The sequence below is a fragment of the Arthrobacter sp. ZGTC131 genome (assembly GCF_002929275.1).
Taxonomy (GTDB): Bacteria; Actinomycetota; Actinomycetes; order Actinomycetales; family Micrococcaceae; genus Arthrobacter.
The window spans coordinates 58,631-76,604 of sequence record NZ_PJIK01000017.1; the positions used below are offsets into that span (position 1 = coordinate 58,631).

The 17,974-nt window shown below is 65.6% G+C and carries 16 protein-coding genes; 10 read left to right on the top strand and 6 right to left on the bottom strand.

All coding sequences use genetic code 11. The features are described from left to right. Nucleotides 1-42 precede the first annotated feature (42 nt). Nucleotides 43-825, top strand: a complete 783-nt coding sequence (locus CXQ90_RS18270) for a DeoR/GlpR family DNA-binding transcription regulator (RefSeq protein WP_104140774.1) — start codon at nt 43-45, stop codon at nt 823-825. A gap of 6 nt (nt 826-831) precedes the next feature. Here CXQ90_RS18270 and CXQ90_RS18275 read toward each other — a convergent pair whose 3' ends face one another. Further along, entirely contained in the window at nt 832-1,860 is a 1,029-nt protein-coding gene (locus CXQ90_RS18275) for a LacI family DNA-binding transcriptional regulator (RefSeq protein ID WP_104140775.1), read from the bottom strand. Between the two features lie 5 nt (nt 1,861-1,865). Further along, nucleotides 1,866-3,068 carry a Gfo/Idh/MocA family protein gene (locus tag CXQ90_RS18280; RefSeq protein WP_104140776.1) on the bottom strand — a complete coding sequence of 401 codons (1,203 nt, stop codon included), beginning with the start codon at nt 3,066-3,068 and terminating at the stop codon, nt 1,866-1,868. A gap of 234 nt (nt 3,069-3,302) precedes the next feature. Here CXQ90_RS18280 and CXQ90_RS18285 point away from each other — a divergent pair, with 234 nt between their 5' ends. The 6 genes from CXQ90_RS18285 (at nt 3,303) to CXQ90_RS18310 (ending at nt 10,565) form a co-directional block, all read left to right on the top strand. Further along, nucleotides 3,303-4,250 carry a carbohydrate ABC transporter permease gene (locus tag CXQ90_RS18285; protein WP_104140777.1) on the top strand — a complete coding sequence of 316 codons (948 nt, stop codon included), beginning with the start codon at nt 3,303-3,305 and terminating at the stop codon, nt 4,248-4,250. A 10-nt stretch (nt 4,251-4,260) separates the two neighbouring features. Next, nucleotides 4,261-5,187, top strand: a complete 927-nt coding sequence (locus tag CXQ90_RS18290) for a carbohydrate ABC transporter permease (protein ID WP_104140778.1) — start codon at nt 4,261-4,263, stop codon at nt 5,185-5,187. 54 nt (nt 5,188-5,241) lie between these two features. After that, nucleotides 5,242-6,585, top strand: a complete 1,344-nt coding sequence (locus tag CXQ90_RS18295) for a sugar ABC transporter substrate-binding protein (protein WP_104140779.1) — start codon at nt 5,242-5,244, stop codon at nt 6,583-6,585. Nucleotides 6,586-6,729: 144 nt separating this feature from the next. Continuing rightward, on the top strand, nt 6,730-8,910 hold the full coding sequence (locus CXQ90_RS18300; RefSeq protein ID WP_104140780.1) for an alpha-galactosidase: 2,181 nt from the start codon (nt 6,730-6,732) through the stop codon (nt 8,908-8,910). A 138-nt stretch (nt 8,911-9,048) separates the two neighbouring features. Further along, nucleotides 9,049-9,525, top strand: a complete 477-nt coding sequence (gene aroQ / locus CXQ90_RS18305) for a type II 3-dehydroquinate dehydratase (RefSeq protein ID WP_104140781.1) — start codon at nt 9,049-9,051, stop codon at nt 9,523-9,525. Nucleotides 9,526-9,527: 2 nt separating this feature from the next. Continuing rightward, complete coding sequence (locus CXQ90_RS18310; protein WP_104140782.1) at nt 9,528-10,565, top strand: DUF2332 domain-containing protein; 1,038 nt, start codon at nt 9,528-9,530, stop codon at nt 10,563-10,565. Nucleotides 10,566-10,642: 77 nt separating this feature from the next. Here CXQ90_RS18310 and CXQ90_RS18315 read toward each other — a convergent pair whose 3' ends face one another. Next, complete coding sequence (locus CXQ90_RS18315) at nt 10,643-11,827, bottom strand: MarP family serine protease (protein WP_104140783.1); 1,185 nt, start codon at nt 11,825-11,827, stop codon at nt 10,643-10,645. Nucleotides 11,828-12,018: 191 nt separating this feature from the next. Here CXQ90_RS18315 and CXQ90_RS18320 point away from each other — a divergent pair, with 191 nt between their 5' ends. Beyond that, on the top strand, nt 12,019-12,696 hold the full coding sequence (locus CXQ90_RS18320) for a Crp/Fnr family transcriptional regulator (protein ID WP_056634704.1): 678 nt from the start codon (nt 12,019-12,021) through the stop codon (nt 12,694-12,696). Nucleotides 12,697-12,992: 296 nt separating this feature from the next. Here the strand turns inward: CXQ90_RS18320 and CXQ90_RS18325 are convergent, their stop codons facing one another. The 3 genes from CXQ90_RS18325 to CXQ90_RS18335 are packed head-to-tail and all read right to left on the bottom strand — an operon-like array spanning nt 12,993 to nt 14,611. After that, nucleotides 12,993-13,904, bottom strand: coding sequence for an NUDIX hydrolase (locus CXQ90_RS18325; protein ID WP_104140784.1), 912 nt, complete (start codon nt 13,902-13,904; stop codon nt 12,993-12,995). Nucleotides 13,905-13,920: 16 nt separating this feature from the next. After that, the gene (locus CXQ90_RS18330) at nt 13,921-14,454 is read right to left on the bottom strand and encodes a RidA family protein (protein ID WP_104140785.1); all 534 of its coding nucleotides are present in this window, start codon (nt 14,452-14,454) and stop codon (nt 13,921-13,923) included. 1 nt (nt 14,455) lies between these two features. Continuing rightward, the gene (locus tag CXQ90_RS18335) at nt 14,456-14,611 is read right to left on the bottom strand and encodes a DUF4177 domain-containing protein (RefSeq protein WP_009359196.1); all 156 of its coding nucleotides are present in this window, start codon (nt 14,609-14,611) and stop codon (nt 14,456-14,458) included. A 37-nt stretch (nt 14,612-14,648) separates the two neighbouring features. Here CXQ90_RS18335 and CXQ90_RS18340 point away from each other — a divergent pair, with 37 nt between their 5' ends. Together CXQ90_RS18340 and CXQ90_RS18345 are read left to right on the top strand one after the other, a co-directional pair. Next, the gene (locus CXQ90_RS18340; RefSeq protein ID WP_104140786.1) at nt 14,649-16,970 is read left to right on the top strand and encodes a transglycosylase domain-containing protein; all 2,322 of its coding nucleotides are present in this window, start codon (nt 14,649-14,651) and stop codon (nt 16,968-16,970) included. Nucleotides 16,971-16,972: 2 nt separating this feature from the next. After that, on the top strand, nt 16,973-17,920 hold the full coding sequence (locus CXQ90_RS18345; protein ID WP_104140787.1) for a metallophosphoesterase: 948 nt from the start codon (nt 16,973-16,975) through the stop codon (nt 17,918-17,920). Nucleotides 17,921-17,974: the final 54 nt, after the last annotated feature.

Consider the following 17,974-nt stretch of genomic DNA (forward strand, 5'->3'; position numbering starts at 1 on the left):
GGAGCAGCCACACCGCCGCCGTCACCGCTTGAGAGGATTCCCATGCTTCCCGCAGCCCGCCACCAGTCCATCGTGGATGCCGTCCAGCGCGAGCGCGTGGTCCGGGTCTCTGACCTCGCCCAGCATCTGGGCGTCTCCCTCATGACCGTGCGCCGGGACATCGAGATGCTGGAGGAAAGCGGGCAGGTGGAGCGGATCCACGGCGGCGCCAAGCTGCCCGGGGACGCGAGCACCCACGAGCCCGGGTTCGAGCTCAAGTCCACCCAGCTGACCCTCCAGAAACGCGCCATTGCCGTGGAGGCCGCCACCATGGTTCATGAGGGCATGGCAGTGGCCTTGAGCGCCGGTACCACCACCTGGGCGCTGGCCAAGGAACTGGTGAACGGGCCGCGGATCACCGTGGTGACCAACTCGATCCGGATCGCCGACCTCTTCCATCACGGGGCAGCGTCAGGCGGCCCGCGGCACAGCTCGACGGTGATCCTCATCGGCGGCGAGCGCACGCCGTCGGACGCCTTGGTGGGACCCATCGCCACCGCGGCGCTCAGGCAGCTGCACCTGGACCTGCTGTTCCTCGGCGTGCACGGCATGGACGCCGAGGCCGGCTACACAACCCCCAACCTGCTGGAGGCTGAAACCGACCGCGCCTTCGTTGCCGCTTCCCGCAAGGTGGTGGTCCTGGCCGACCACAGCAAGTGGGGCACTCAGGGCATCAGCACCATCGCGAAACTCGAGGAAGCCGACGAGGTAATCAGTGATGCCGGCCTGTCCGGCGAAGCCCAGCGGCTCCTCAGCGACCGGGTGAGCCGGCTCCGGCTCGTCTAGAAGCCCTCAGCCGCAGCCGCAGGACTGCCTGACCAGCAGCTGCGTCGGAAAGACGCGGTGCTGCGGGGGTTCGGCACGGTCGGCGCCGACAAGCGCGCGCACTGCGGCCTCCGCCATTGCGCGCACGGGCTGTTCCACGGTGGTCAGCGGCGGCCACGAATACTCCGCCTCCACAGAGCCGTCGAAAGATGCCAGCGCCACGTCGCCGGGAACTGACAGCCCCGCTTCGTGGAGGGCCCGGAGTATGCCGATCGCCTGCATGTCGGAGCTGGCAAAGATGGCCGTTGGCCGGTTTGCCGAGGCAAGGAGGCGCTTGCCGGCCGCGTAACCCCCGACCCTGGTGAACGCGCTGCGCGCTATCGGCCCTTCCGGCAGTCCGGCGTCCTCGAGGGCCTGCAGCCACCCGTCCTCACGCGCGTCCCCTTCGTTGCCTGTGGTGGTACCCATGGCCAGGCCGATGTTGGTGTGGCCATGCCCGATCAGGTGCTCCACGGCCGTGCGGGCTCCTTCAGCCAGGTCCACACCCACCGTGGTGAAACTTGCGGACCTCTCGCTGTGACTCAGGAGCACGGACGGTATCTCCGCAGCCTGCAAGTCAGCCAGATCCGGGTCCAGGAGCACACTCGCCAAGACCACGCCGTCCACCTGCCGGGCGGCGAGGTTCCGGATATTCCGGCGCTCCTTGGCCAGGTTCCCGTCCGAGTTCGTCAGGAACAGTGCGAAGCCCAGCTCTGCCGCCGCGTCCTCCACTGCATGGGCCAGCAGGGAGAAGAAGGGGTTGCTGTTATCAGGGATGATGAGGCCGATAGTCTCGGTTGACCCCAGCTTCAGCGCCCTCGCGGCCGCGTTGGGGCGGTAACCCAGCAGCCTGATGGCCTCCTGGACCTTGGCTTCGGTGGCCGGCGCCACCTTCTTGGGCCCGCCGTTGACCACATAACTGACGACGGCGGTGCTCACCCCGGCGTACCGGGCAACATCCTTGCGGGTCACCTGGGTTCGCGGGGCGGGCACTGCCGGAATCGTCATGGTGTCCATGCTAGCTACAGCACCGCCGGAGCATCGCCAAAGTCGCGGATGGCCAGCCGTTCACCGTTGCGCAGGGCCGAATCGTGGGCCACGATCCCCGGCAGCGTAAAGCGGGCGGCGACCCAGGCGTTGACCGGCGGAAGCGTTCCGGTGTTGACCGCCGTCACGAAGTCGTCTACGAGGAACTGGTGGCTGCCCTCGTGCCCGTTGGGGGCTCCCCGGAACTCGTCCGGAAGGCGCTCGAGGTCGTGCACGGGGGCCAGGCCGGAGATGAACGCGTCCCGCAGTTCGGGGGCGACGTCCGCCAAAGACGGGTCATCGAGCGGGATGCTCGGCCGCGTCTCCACCTGCTCGGAGATGTCGTGAACGTTCTGCTTGTCCTGCCACACCGTCACCTTTGCCAGCTGCTCAAAGCTTGCCTCGGTGCCGAAGAACCGGAAACGGGACTCGCGGATGTGGGACGGATAGCCGACGCGGCGCATCTCGTTGGTGCGCATCACGCCGCCGTCGTTCAGTTCAAAAAGCGCCGTGGCGTTGGAGAAGTCGTTGCCAAACATACTGACATCCTTGTCGAACACGCCGTCCTGGCGGTCGTCCTTCACGCCCACGCAACTGACGCTCACGGCGTGGGCGGGCACCGCACCAAGCACGCCGCCGATCGCATGGGTGGGGTAGAGCATGGGCGGGTAGCTGGCGGTTTCCTTCCAGCGCTCGCCGCCGCTGTACTCGTACGCGTCGTAAAAGCCCAGGTCCATGTCGTGGACGTAGTCGCCTTCGCTGTAGAAGATCCGGCCGAACTTTCCGGCCGCGTGCTGCTGGCGGGCATAGACCGTGGCCGGGTTGTAGTAGCTGGTCTCCCCCATCGCGTAGACGAGCCCAGTCTCCTGGACGGCCTCCATGATCTGCTCGATCTCGGCCTCGGAGATCGCCATCGGCACGGCCGAGTACACGTGCTTGCCGGCCCGGAGGGCCTGCACCACGAGCGGGCCGTGCGTCCAGCGCTGGGTAAAGATGGCGACGGCGTCGACGTCGGACGCCAGCAGTTCGTCCAAGCTGGCCAGGGTTCCGTCCAGGCCCCATCTTTCCTGGGCGGCCGCGGCCCGCTCGGCGCGCTCGTCGACGACGAACACCTCGCTCACACCGGGGTGGAGCTTGAAGAGATGGGCGAAGTGGCCGCCGAACTGGCCGACGCCAACTACTCCGATGGAAAACGTCATTGTCTAGTGCCTCTCGTGGTTCCGGATGTTTGGGAACGTGGCGTTCCGACGAGCCCCAAAGCGGAGCAGCTCGCTTGTGGCACAGTCTTCCACTCGAATCTACACGAGTCAACGAGTTGGACATCGGATCGAAGAAATTCCTACAAACCAGGAAATTTTCCTTGCCACCTCAAATCTACTCGTGTAGATTCAGTGGCGATTGTTAGTCACATCACACATCAGGAAGGGTCGACGATGACCACCCTTACCAAGAACCCCCCGGCAGCGGCGGACAAGCAGCCGCCGCATTCCAGAAGGCGCCGCCCTGCGATGGCAGGCCTGGGCGATCTGAGGATCGCGCTGCTGTTCATCCTCCCGGCCATGATCGGCTTCGTCTTTTTCTACGTCGTTCCCACCATCCGCGGCGTGTACCTGAGCTTCACGGAGTACAACATCCTCGGAGACCCGGAATGGGTGGGGCTGGACAACTACACAGCGATCGCCAAGGACCCGCTCTTCTGGAATTCCCTGGCCGTCACCGGCCAGTACGTCCTGATCAACATCGCCCTACAGACAGCACTGGCACTGGGCCTCGCCCTCCTCATGCACCAGGTAGCGAAATCCACGCTCATCCGCGGCGCCCTACTCCTGCCCTACCTGATGTCAAACGTCATCGCGGCGCTGCTCTGGTTCTGGATGCTCGATTATCAGATCGGTGTCGTCAACCAGTTCATCGAGTGGGCGGGCATGTCCCGCGTAGCGTTCTTCGGCAGCGAGGAGTGGGCAATCCCCACCCAGGCCCTGATTAACACTTGGCGCCACATGGGGTACACGGCGCTGCTGATCTTCGCCGGCCTTCAGGCCATCCCGCAACATCTCTATGAAGTTGCAAACCTGGACGGCGCTACGCCGTTCCAGACCTTCCGCAAAATCACCCTCCCCCTGCTGCGTCCGGTCATGGTCCTGGTTCTGGTCGTGACAGTGATCGGCTCATTCCAGGTCTTCGACACCGTGGCCGTGACCACCCAGGGCGGACCGGTCAACGCCACCCGCGTCATCCAGTACTACATCTACCAGCGCGCCTTCACCGAGTCGGACTTCGGGTACGGATCCGCCATCGCCGTCATTCTCTTCCTCATCCTCGCTCTCGTGGCCTTCATCCAGATGAAGTTCCTCAAGGGCAACGAGTCGGACCTGGACTAAGGAGTCCCGCATGACCACCACCACAAGCCGCGCACCGCAGCCGGCCGCAGCCCGCCGCCGTCGTTCGTTCAACCCCCGCCGAGCGGGTGCATGGGCCCTCCTGGTCCTGGCCATCGCAGTCTCCGTGCTGCCGTTCCTCTGGGTGCTGCGCACGGCGCTGTCCACCAACGGGGCGCTGGCTTCCCAATCAGCCAGCCTGCTTCCCGCGGACTTCACCTTCGGCGCCTTCATGCGTGTCTTCGGGCTGCAAAGCCCGGCCGACGCAGTCGCCGAGGGCGGTTCCGGTGCCGCCATCGACTTCTGGCTCTACCTGCGGAACTCCATCATCTTCTCCTCCATCACCACAGCCGGGGCCGTCTTCTTCAGCGCTATGGCTGCCTACGCCTTTGCCCGGCTGCGCTGGAAGGGCCGGAACGCGGTATTCAGCCTTTTCCTGGGCACCATGCTGGTCCCGCCGATCTTCACGGCCCTGCCCAACTTCCTGTTGATCAAGAACCTGGACCTGCTCAACACGATGCTCGGCATGGTCCTGCCTTACGTCTTTATGACGCCGTTCGCCATCTTCTTCCTTCGTCAGTTCTTCCTGAACATGTCCCGCGAGGTCGAAGAAGCAGCCATGCTCGACGGCGCCAAGCACCTGCGCATCTTCTTCCAGATCGTCCTGCCGAACGCCGCGGCGCCGCTGGCCACCCTGGCGCTGCTGACCTTCATCGGCCAGTGGAACGAATACTTCTGGCCGCTGCTCGTCGGATCCCAGGATGATGTGCGCGTACTGCAGGTGGGGCTCGGCGTCTTCAAGTCCCAGTCCCCGCAGGGCGCCCCGGACTGGTCCGGCCTCATGGCCGCCACCCTCGTTTCGGCGCTGCCGGTCCTGGTCCTCTTCGCCGCTTTCGGCAAGAGGATCGTGAACTCCATCGGCTTCTCCGGCATCAAGTAATCCCGTTTTCCGATTCCAACCAACGCACCCTCCTGCACATCTGAAAGGTAAATCATGAAGAAATCCATCGGCGCCGTCGCTGCCGCCGCAGCAATCGCCCTTTCCCTGTCCGCCTGTGGCGGCGGATCCTCCGCCACATCCGCCAAGGCCAAGGGAGAAATCAACTACTGGCTCTGGGACGCCAACCAGCTCCCGGCATACCAGCAGTGCGCCACGGACTTCACCAAGGCCAACCCGGACATCAAGGTCAAGATCACTCAGCGCGGGTGGGACGACTACTGGAGCACCCTCACCAATGGGTTCGTCGGCGGTACTGCGCCGGACGTCTTCACCAACCACCTCGGACGCTACGGCGAACTCGCTGAGAACAAGCAGCTGCTGGCCATTGACGAGGCTGTGGAGAAAGACAATGTCGACCTGGCAGCCTACAACGAGGGCCTCGCCGACCTCTGGGTGGGCCAGGACGGCAAGCGCTACGGACTGCCCAAGGACTGGGACACGATTGCCCTCTTCTACAACAAAACAATGCTCGCCAGCGCAGGTGTCTCCGAGGACGAGATGAAGAATCTCACCTGGAACCCGGAGGACGGCGGCACATACGAGAAGGTCATCGCCCACCTCACCGTTGACAAGAACGGCAAGCGCGGGGACGAGGCCGGCTTCGACAAGAACAACGTCGCCGTCTATGGCCTCGGACTCAACGGCGGCGGCGATTCCTCAGGCCAGACGGAGTGGAGCTACCTCACCAACTCCACGGGCTGGTCCCATACGGACAAGAACCCGTGGGGCACGCACTACAACTACGATGACCCGAAGTTCCAGGCCTCTATCGCCTGGTTCGCCGGGCTGGTTCAGAAGGGCTACATGCCCAAGCTTGAGACCACTGTCGGTGCGAGCATGGCCGATACCTTCGCAGCCGGGAAGTCTGCCATCAACGCTCACGGGTCCTGGATGATCGGCCAGTACACCGGCTACAAGAACGTTAAGGTGGGAATCGCCCCCACACCCGAAGGTCCGGAAGGCAAGCGCGCCAGCATGTTCAACGGACTTGCCGACTCCATCTGGGCCGGCACTAAAAACCCCGTCGCTTCAGTCAAGTGGGTCGAGTACCTCGCATCGGCTGCCTGCCAGGACGTCGTCGCTTCCAAGGCGGTTGTCTTCCCGGCACTCAAGGCCTCTTCCGACAAAGCCGCGGCAGCCTTCGAAGCCAAGAACGTGGACGTTTCGGCCTTCACCGAACACGTCAAGAACAAGACCACGTTCCTGTACCCCATCACGGACAACACCGCCAAGGTCAAGGGCATTATGGAGCCTGCGATGGACGCCGTGGTGTCCGGTAAGGCTCCCGCCAGCTCCCTGACCCAGGCCAGCGAACAGGTCAACTCGCTCTTCAAGTAGGGCCGAATCCGGGCTAAACCAAAGCCCAGGCGTCCACTGCAGCACCGCGTCCGCGGGGCCGGCACCAGCACAGGCTGTGCGGTGCCGGCCCCGCAGCGACTTTCCTTACCTTCCGCTTTTGCTCCTCACGAAAGAGAATTACTTATGGATCCCTTGCATCTCCGTTCCGCCGGCACCAGCCTGGTGATCGGCTTCAGCAGCGGGGAGGCCGAGGTCATCCATTGGGGTTCCGACCTTGGCCCCAAACTCCCGGACCTCGCCATCCTCGCCGAGCCGATCCCCCACTCCGCCATCGACGCCACCGTTCCTGCCGGGCTTGTCCCCCAGGCCTCCTCGAGCTGGCGCGGCCGGCCGGGGCTGCGCGGCCACCGCATCGCCGACGGCGTCCCCGGCCTCGACTTCTCCGCCCGCCTGCGCGCGGTGCATGCCGCCGTCACGGGCAACTCAGCAGTCCTGGTCCAGGAGGATGCCGAAGCCGGCATCACCGTGGAGTCCACGCTCGCACTGCACGACGGCGGCCTGCTGGAGCTGCGCCACACCGTCACGAACTCCGGGACCTCGCCCTTCCAGCTGGACGAATTGGCCACGGTCCTCCCGGTGGCGCCGGACGCCGTCGAACTTCTGGACCTGACCGGGCGCTGGTGCCGGGAACGGCACCCGCAGCGCCGGCCCATCCAGCAGGGCACCTGGGTGCGCACCGGACGCCATGGCCGCACCGGCCACGATTCCTCGCTCCTGTTCGCCGCGGGCACCGCCGGCTTCGGCAACCGCCACGGCAGGGTCTGGGCCACCCACCTGGCCTGGAGCGGCAACCACGAACAGTTCGCGGACACGCTTGCCGACGGGCGGACCATGATCGGCGGTTCCGAGCTGCTGGGACCCGCCGAGGTGGTCCTCGGACCCGGCGGCCGCTACACCACGCCCGCCCTCTTCGCGGCCTACTCCGACCGCGGCCTCGACGGAATCAGCGAGGCCTTCTACAGCTGGTTCCGCTCACGCCCGCACCATGTGCTGCCGGCCGCGGGCGGCGGAAAGCCGCGCCCCGTGGTGCTCAATACATGGGAGGCCGTGTACTTCGACCACGACCTCGGCACCCTGACCGAGCTCGCTGACTCCGCCGCCGACCTCGGCGTGGAGCGCTTCGTCCTGGACGACGGCTGGTTCCGCGGGCGCCGCGACGACAAAGCCGGCCTAGGCGACTGGTACGTGGACGAGACCCTGTGGCCGGACGGGCTGACTCCCCTCATAGAGGCCGTCACCTCCCGGGGCATGGAGTTCGGACTGTGGGTGGAACCCGAAATGGTCAACCTCAATTCCGACGTCGCCCGCGCCCACCCGGACTGGATCGTCGGCCCCGCCGCGGCCTCCCACAAGGACGGCGGACGGCTGCCGCTGCAATGGCGGAACCAGCACATCATCGACCTGGTCAACCCGGAAGCCTGGCAGTACATCTTCGACCGGATCGATGCCCTGCTGCGGAAGAACAACATCAGCTACCTCAAGTGGGACCAGAACCGGGACCTCACCGAACACGGCCACGCCGGCCGCCCGTCCGTCCACGAGCAGACGCTTGCCGCGTACCGTCTCTTCGACGAACTGCGAAAGGCCCATCCGGGCGTCGAGATCGAAAGCTGCTCCTCCGGCGGCGCGCGCGTGGACCTCGGGATCCTCGAACGGACGGACCGCATCTGGGGCTCGGACTGCAACGACGCCCTGGAACGTCAGACCATCCAGCGCTGGACCGGCGTGGTGGTTCCGCCGGAGCTGGTGGGCGGGCACATCGGTCCCACCACATCCCACACCACGGCCCGCACCCACGATCTGTCCTTCCGCGCCATCACGGCACTGTTCGGCCACTTCGGGATGGAATGGGACGTCCGCGAGGTCCAGGGCGCAGAGCGCGAGGAGCTCAAGCGTTTCATCGGGATCTATAAGGAGCACCGCGGGCTCATCCACAGCGGCAGGATGGTCCGTGCGGACGTTCCCGATGACTCGTTCATGCTCCATGGCGTGGTGGCCGGCGGTGAAGCTTCCCCCGGGGACACCGCAGCCCTGTTCGCCCTGGTGAGCACACGGACATCGTTCGCCGAACAGCCCGGACGGATCACTGTCCCGGGGCTGGACGCAGGCCGCAGCTACCGTCTGGAGGCCGTGTTCCCGGCACCCGGCGACGCCGACTACGCCCACACATTCACGCAGATTCAGGCTCCGGCCTGGCTTGCCTCCGGGGCGGAAGCCAGCGGCAAATTCCTGGCCGAGGTGGGCCTGCCCATGCCCAACCTGAACCCGGAGCACGCGCTGCTCCTGCAGGTCACGGCCCTCTGACAAGTGAAGTCGGCCGGTTGAACCTGGCCGGCGGCGGGTTGCTTCCGCCGCCGGCCACGGGTTTGTTCACGCGGGAATGGCGTAACCGAAATCCCCTGCAGGGGTGGACCGGCAGCACGACGCGATAGATTTGCATCCATGACTGAAGCCCCCTCCGCCACCGAAGCCGGCCGCGGCACAATCCTTGTCCTCAATGGCCCCAACCTGAACCTCCTCGGCACCCGCGAGCCCGAGAAGTACGGCACCGCAACGCTTGCCGACGTCGAACAGCTGGCAAAGGACGCCGGAGCGGCGCACGGGCTGGACGTCGAGTGCTTCCAGTCCAACCACGAGGGCGCGCTGGTGGACGCCATCCACGCGGCCCGGGGCAAGGCGATCGGCATCGTGCTCAACGCGGGCGCCTACACCCACACGTCGGTGGCGATCCGGGACGCCATCTCCGCGGTGCAGTTGCCCGCCGTCGAGGTCCACATCACCAACGTGCATGCGCGCGAGGGGTTCCGGCACCACTCGTACCTCTCGGACATCAGCAAGGCCGTCATCGCCGGGGCCGGGATCATGGGGTACCGGTTCGCGGTGGAATACCTCGCCGACCTGAATGCCGGCAAGGCCTGACAGTGGCCGGCGCGGTCCTCGGCACCTCAGACTGGTACCGGCATTTCGGCACCGTTGACGCTCCCGGTTCCTCAGCCTGCTATGCCGACTGGTCCCTGCACATCGCCGATGATCCGGCCCTGATCGCGCGGATCGACCGGTGGCCCCACAACAAGAGACAGCCTCTGCTGCTGCTGGCGGCTGCCCGCTACCTGGGCGCCGAGGTGTCACCGTACGGCAAGTTCAGGAACTTCCTGGACGAGCACTGGGCGGACGTGTCCCGGACCGTCCTGTCCCGCGCCACGCAAACGAATGAGGTGGGCCGCTGCGCGACGTTACTGCCGTCGTTCGCGGCCATCTCGGCCGCCGAGCAAAAGCCTCTCGCGCTCATCGAGGTGGGTGCCTCCGCGGGACTCGCCCTGTTCCCGGACCGCTACAGCTACGAGTACGACGACGGCACGACAGTCACGCGGCTGTCTGCGGAGCCCCGCCCTGCGGGTCAGCTGGCGGCACCCGAGCCGCCAGTCCTGCGGTGCGCCGTCTCCGGCGCAATTCCCGTGCCGGCCAAACTTCCGGACGTGGTGTGGCGCGCGGGAATCGACCTGAACCCCCTCGACGTCGCCAATAACGACGACGTCGCTTGGCTTGAAGCGCTGATCTGGCCGGAGCAGGACTTCCGCCGCAAACGGCTCCGCCAGGCGATCGGCATTGCCCGTGAAGACCCTCCGCTGTTGGTTGCCGGCGACCTCAACGAACAGCTGATGTCCCTGGCCGGCCAAGCGCCGGCGGACGCGGCGCTGGTGGTGTTCCACAGCGCCGTCATGGGCTACCTCAGCGCCGGCGGCCGGTCACGGTTCCGCAGTACCGTGCAGGACCTGGCCGCCAGCCGCGGGTGCCACTGGCTGTCCAACGAGGGCGAAACGGTGATTGTCCAGGAGGACGGTTCAACCGTGGTGCCGGAGATGGCGGCTGGCAGGCTCAGGGGAAACTTTTTGCTCCTCCACAACGGTCGGCCGGTGGCCATCACCGGCCCCCATGGGCAGAGCCTGGACTGGCTCTAGCAGCTCGGCACGTCACCCGCTGAGTGAACACGTATAAGCAGGCGCCTGTGGCCTGATGAATCGTCGGCCGGAAGCGCTTACTGCTGGATGCACTGCCCTGGCGACACCGCGTTGCTGAGGCTCGGTGCCCGCTCCGCGACGGGCCTAAGGTCGATCATGGGGATGGCGAAGCCCATTGCAGTGTTGGACGTGGCCTTGGCGAAGATCACTCCGGCCACCTGCCCTCCGGTGGTCAGGAGCGGGCCGCCCGAGTTTCCAGGCTGGACGTCGCCTGCGAGCCTATAGACCTCGTCCGGGACGGGGTTGTTCCCGTAGATGTCCGGCACCAGCACCGTGGAGATGCCCTGCACCGTGGCGGGCTTGGACTGGAAGGGACCGCCATGGGGGTAGCCGGCAAACGCGGCGGTGGTGCCTGCCGGCAGGTCCGGGCTCAGGGCCAGCGCCGCGGTGGACAGGCCGTCGACGGCGAGGACGGCGAGATCGCGCTTGCCATCGAAGTAGACCACGCGGCCGGGCATCGCTCCGCCGCCCGGAACCTCCACGACGGGCTGCGACACGCCCGCCACGACATGCGCATTTGTGACAACCCTGCCAGGCGAGACAACGAAGCCCGTGCCGGTCTGGTTCTGCCCGCACTGAAACGCCGTACCGGCGATTTTCAGGACCGAACCGGCGGCCCTGTTCAGGGCGGGGGTGTCTGTGTTGGCATTGGGAACAGGCACCTGCTGTTCCTGCCCGATGCCCTCGATCAGCCTGGGGATCCCGTCCCCGATCACCGCCGACCGCAACTGGGCCATGGTGGTCTTCACCGGGTTGGGCGTGAGCCCGTCGATGTAGCGGATGACCCTGGATTCTGCCAGCTGTTGCGAGACGAACGGGACGCCGAGGGAACTGATACTGAAAGCCAGCATGGACATGACCAGCGCTGCCACGACGAGATTAACCGCACCGCCAACCATCCTGTCCACGGCGCGAAGCGGTTTCAGCCGGACGGCGCTGCGGATGCTGCGGCCGATCATGGTGCCCAGGGCGTTGCCGAGCACCACCAGCACGACGGCGGTGCCGATGATCGCCGTCAGCCTCCAGTTGCTGTCTTCCACGAAGTTGCTCACGAGCGGCACCGAAAGGAACGCGGCGATGGCGCCGACAGCAAAGCCCGCCAGGCCGCCGAGGGTGACCAGGAACCCGTTGCGCAGGCCATAGATCAGGTAGGACAGGAGCGTCAGGATCAACGCAAGGTCCAGAACGGTCAGGCCAAACACCGGGTCTCCTCACAGGCAGCTTCGCCATGATTCTACTGGCGGAGTCTGACAATTTGCCGTGGACCGCAGGCGTCCGCCGCAGCTCCCTAGCCCCATTTAGGGGGTTTCAGCTGCCAAGTACGTCACAGATCGTTCAAAATTCTGAAACAATGGCACAAGCGCCCCCAGACGACACTTAATCAGGAGAATTCATGGACATCGAGGTATTGCGCCGCGCACCCCTTTTCGCCACGCTGGACGACGAAGCTTTCCGTCTGCTGACGGACGAGCTGACCGAAGTCGACCTGTCGCGTGGGGCATCCGTTTTCCGCGAGGGTGACCAGGGTGACCAGCTGTACTTCATTGTCTCCGGCAAGGTGAAGCTCGGCCGCACCTCCCCCGACGGCCGCGAATCCCTCCTGGCCATCCTCGGCCCGGGTGAGCTCTTCGGCGAGATGGCACTGTTCGATCCCAGCCCGCGCACCGCCACGGCCACAGCCGTCTCGGAAACGCGCCTGGCCGGGCTCAAGAACGAGAGCCTGAACTCCCTGCTCCGCACCCGTCCGGAGGTCTCGGCGCAGCTGCTGCAGGCATTGGCACGCCGCCTGCGCCGCACCAACGACTCCCTCTCCGACCTCGTCTTCTCCGACGTGCCCGGCCGCGTGGCCAAGGCCCTCCTGGACCTGGCGGACCGCTTCGGCCGCCCCGCCACGGACGGCGTCCTGGTGGCCCACGAGCTCACACAGGAAGAGCTCGCCCAGCTGGTGGGCGCCTCCCGCGAGACGGTCAACAAGGCCCTGGCCGAATTCGTCCAGCGCGGCTGGCTGCGCCTCGAAGCCCGCGCCGTGGTCATCCTGGACATGCAGCGCCTCCGCCAGCGCTCCCGCTAAGCCAAATAACAAGTGCCGCCCTGGTATCTACCGGGGCGGCTTTTGTTCTTCAGTCACCAACGGCGCGAGAGGGTCACAGAAAAACCGACGGGAACTGAGGGAGCGTCGCAGAAAAAGCAGCAGGAACCGCGAGAGCGTTGGGACGTATCCGAGAGCCGGGCGGCGGTTCTTCGCGAAGGAGCGCATCGCGGCGCATCGGGCTCTGGAGGTCGCTCCGCGACCGCAGGTGCCCACATGCGCGTCGTGTCTAAGCGACGGCGAAGGGCCAGTGCCCGGCGTCAGCACCGGCGAAGAGATTAGCGTTCCCGCTGGGGCTCTCCGGCTACGGTCTTTGCGGCCTCGACCTCGAGCATCAGGGTGCCGTCTTCTTCGACCAGTTTGGGCTGGTACACGTGGGGGGTGCGCTTGTAGCTGAGGTAGGCGATGCAGCCGTTGGCCGCCGCCATCTTCTCGAGCATGATCTCCGAACCGGGCACCAGGAGTTGGCCGAGCTTGAGGCCGACGGTGTTTTCCTGGCCCACTTCATCGCCCAGGGCGGTTGTGTCGCGCTCGCTGACCACCTTGGTGACGCACACCCACCGCCCCCAGACGCCCTTGCTTTCGAGCAGGCTGGGATGCTGGTTCATCGGAACGGTCGCAGCGAAGTACCGCGTGTTGAAGCGGTGATGGGCGAAGTCGGGGCTAAGCCAGTTCACGAGGGACTTGAGCAGGTCGGTCCGGATGGAAAGCCCGCGTTTTGCCAGCACCTCGGTGAACGACTTTTCCTGGGAAGCGACAGCCTCGCGCGCCTTCATCCACTCGGACGTGGACGTGGCTTCCACGGTGGAAGACAGGTCCGGTCCGGCCAGGAGCACGCCGGTCTCCTCGAACAGTTCGCGGATGGCACCCACCACGTGGCGGCGCGCCAGCCCGACGTCGTCCGTCCCCATCTGCTCAGCCCAGTGCTGGGCTGAGGGGCCCAGCCAGCCGACGGGGTCGTCGTCGGGCGCATCCAGGGAGCCGCCCGGAAAGGCGAGTACGCCCAACGGCGAAGACCCCGGCCGGTACCCCAGCCACGTCTCCAGGCCGGTGGGCGAATCACGGAGGAGGACCACCGAGGAAGCCAGCCGGGCTGCGCGCGGCGTCCGTTCGCCGTGTTCGACCCAGCTTTGTGCTGCCCCTTCGAGTTCGGGCGGCAGTACAAACAGGCGACGTGCTAGCTGGGGCAAAGGAAGCGACCGGTCCTTAGCTGAATTCGGCGATCAGTTCGACTTCTACGGGAGAGTCGAGCGGCAGGACGGAAACACCGACGGCGGAGCGGGCATGCTGGCCCGCGTCACCCAGGACCCGGCCAAGGAGCTCCGACGCGCCGTTGATGACGCCCGGCTGGCCGGTGAACGACGGATCCGAGGACACGAAACCCACTACCTTGACGATCCGGGTGATCCGGTCGAGGTCGCCGATGACGCTCTTGACGGCCGCCAAGGCATTGACGGCACAGACGGCGGCGTATGCCTTGGCGTCTTCCGGCGACACAGTGGGCTCGTCGGAAGTTCCTTCCGTTCCGGAGGACACCTTGCCCGTGGCTTCGAGCTTGCCCCCGATGAACGGCAGCTGGCCCGAGGTGTACACGTGGTTGCCGCTGATGACGGCCGGCACGTAGGCGGCCACGGGGGCGGCCACTTCCGGGAGCGTCAGCCCAAGCTCGGCGAGGCGCTGTTCGACGGCGGAAGAAGGCGCCGCCGCAGCGCCGGAAGCGGTTTCCTGAGGCGTGGTCATGCTACTGCTTCTCCCTCTTGAGGTAGGCAACCAGACCGTTGCCGTCGGGGCCGGGGACTACCTGGACGAGCTCCCAGCCGTCCTCTCCCCACTGGTCCAGAATCTGCTTCGTGGCGTGGATGATGAGCGGAATCGTGGCGTACTCCCATTTGGTCATGAACTAAAGCCTAGTACTTGCCGGTAAACTGGAGAACATGGCGATTCGTAGGAACCCCTTATTCGACACGGCCACCACCCTCGGAAAGATTTTAGGCTTCCTTGGCGTGAGCGCTATTTGCGGTGTCTTGGTGGCCGGCCTTCTGGTTCCGGCCGCCGCTGTTTCCGGCAGCACTGCCAGTGGCTCGATCGAATTCTTCGACACCCTCCCGGCGGAGCTGCAGGTGGACCCGCCCAGCCAGTCCACCAAGATCCTGGCAGCGGACGGGAGCGTCATCGCCAACCTTTACGCGGAGAACCGCACCCGCGTACCGCTGGACCAGATCTCCCCGTACATGAAGGACGCGGTGATCGCCATTGAGGACACCCGTTTCTACGACCACGGCGGCGTCGACACCACAGGCATCCTTCGCGCCCTGGTCAGCACCGCGCGCGGCAACAAGCAGGGCGCGTCCACTATCACGCAGCAGTACGTCAACAACGTCCTGAACGCCTCCCTCGAGGCTGAGGGCCGCGGCGAGGACATCAAGCTCAACGGTGTCAACAAGGGCGTCGGTGACAAACTGCGCGAGATGAAGCTCGCCATCGCGCTGGAGAAGAAGTTCACGAAGGAACAGATTCTCGAGGGTTACCTCAACATCGTGTTCTTCAACCGCGACGCTTACGGCATCGAAGCTGCCTCGAAGTTCTTCTTCAGCACCTCAGCGAAGGACCTCACCCTTCCCCAGGCCGCTCTGCTGGCCGGCCTGGTCAACAGCCCTTCGGCCTTTGACCCCATCACCAATCCGGAGAACGCCAAGGCCCGCAGGGACCTGGTGCTGAACTCGATGCTCGGCCAGGGCAAGATCACCAAGGCCGAGCACACAGCCGCTATCGCCACCCCGGTCGCACCCAAGGTCACGCCGGCGCGCCAGGGCTGCGCGTACTCGCCTACGGCGCCCTATTTTTGCGATTACGTCCTGCACCTGCTGCTCAACAACCCTGCCTACGGCGCGGATGCCACCGAGCGTGAAAAGAAGATTTTCCGCGGCGGCCTGACCATCAAGACCACCCTGGACCCCAAGGCACAGAAGGTCGCCCAGGACCAGGTGAATGCCTCCGCGGGCGCCAACCCGGACAAGTGGGGCGCGGCGCTCGTTTCAGTCGAACCGGAAACCGGCAAGATCACCAATATGGCCCAGAACACCACGTGGTTCGCGGGCAAGGGCAAGTTCGACTCGCAGATCAACTTCAACGTGGATCAGTATGACGATCAGGGCAACGACCTGAATGGCCTCGGCGGCGCGCAGCCTGGCTCCACAATGAAGCCGTTCACCTTCGCCGAATGGCTCGAAGAGGGCAAGCCGATGAACAGCATCGTCGATGCATCACAGCGCCGGTATCCGCAGGACTTCCCGTGGCGGAACACGTGCTCCACGCCGACGGTCGGCTGGTATGACAGCAGCAACGGTGACTCCACCGACCTCCAGAACGCCGAAGAGGGCTACTACCGGCCCATGACAGTGCTGGACGGCCTGAAGAACTCCATCAACACGGCTACCTTCGCCGCAGCCGCCCAGCTTGACCTGTGCGGCATCCAGAAGATCGTGGATGCCGTGGGGCTGCACGAAGGCCTTCCGACGCGGGACAAGGAAACCAACGCCGTGGTGGATCCGAATCCGAAGATCACCATGACCACCATTGGCAACCTGCTGGGTTCACGGCAGACGGCCCCGCTGACCATGGCCAGCGCCTTCGCCACGTTCGCGAATGACGGCAAGTACTGCGCGCCCATCGCCATCACCTCGGTGACGGACCAGACCGGAGCGCAGCTGCCTGCCCAGTCGAGCGCCTGCCGGGATGCCGTCAAGCCCGACGTGGCCCGCGGAGTGAACTATGCGCTTCAGCAGGTCCTGAACGAGGGCTCCGGTTCACTTATTGAGCCGCGGATTTCCACCCGCACCACCTTCCCGATTGCGGCCAAGACCGGAACGTCCAACAACAACGGTTCTACCTGGGTGGTCGGCCACACCATGGGCCTCGCGACGGCGGCCTGGTTCGGTGATGCGCTTGGCTCCCAGAAGCGGGCGGGCCAGAACGTGACTGTGAACGGCAAGTTCTACACCGGCATTGACGGCTACATGATCGCCGGGCCGATGTTCTCCCAGTTCATGTCCCAGATTGCTCCCGCCTATGGCACGGAGCCCTTCCCCGAACCGCCGTCCAACCTGCTGTACGGCACGCCCCAGTTCGAGCCTTCGGTCCCCGCTCCGAATAACCCGCAGCAGCCGGCTCCGAATAACCCGCAGCCAGCGCCGACCGCCACCACCGGCAACGGAAACGGCAACGGCAACGGCAACGGCAACAAGGGGAATGACTGAGCGTGGTCGACACATCGCAGCTGGCTAGCCGCGTCCGTAGCATCGGGCGCGGCTTTGCCGTAACCGCCGGAGCAGGAGCAGTAGCAGCACTCGCGGCCACAGGGTACGGGCTCTGGGAGAAGAACCAGTTTGTGCTGCGGGAAGAATCCCTTCCCATCCTGCCGCCGGGCCGGGCCCCGTTCCGGATCCTCCACTTGAGCGACATCCACTTTGTTCCGGGGCAGAACGCGAAAGCGGAATGGCTCCGGTCGCTGGCCGGGCTAAAGCCTGATCTCGTGGTGAACACCGGCGACAACCTTAGCCACCCCAAGGCAGTGGATCCGCTGCTCACCGCGCTGACGCCGCTCATGGAATTCCCGGGCGTCTTCGTACCGGGCTCCAACGACTACTACGCTCCCCGGCTCAAGAACCCGGCGTCCTACCTGCTGGGCCCGTCCAAGGCCAAGCTGGACGAGCAGGAACTTGATTGGCCGCGCCTCCGGTCAGGCTTCGGCATGGGCGGCTGGGTGGAACTGACCAACCGGCACCAGTCGATTGTGCTGAGAGGCATGCGGTTCGATTTCTCCGGCGTGGATGATCCCCACCTCAAGCGCGAACGGTATGCGGGCTGGCCTAGGGGCACTCGGGGCCAGGACGCCACCGAGCACCTGCGTGTGGCCGTCATCCATGCCCCCTACCAGCGCGTGCTGGACCACTTCACCGAGGACGGCGCGGACCTGCTGTTCGCCGGCCACACGCACGGCGGCCAGCTCTGCATCCCCGGTTACGGCGCCATCATCGCCAACTGCGACATTCCCACCTGGCGCGCCAAGGGCCTCCACGACTGGCACAGCAACGGACATACGACGCCGGTGAACGTTTCGGGCGGCATCGGCACCTCGCGCTTCGCCCCCATCCGCATCGCCTGCAAGCCGGAGGCCGTACTGCTGACACTCACTCCCCGCTCCTGACTTCCGCCACCAGTGTGAACCGCGTTACCGATGGCATAGGGTAGTTGCTACGGG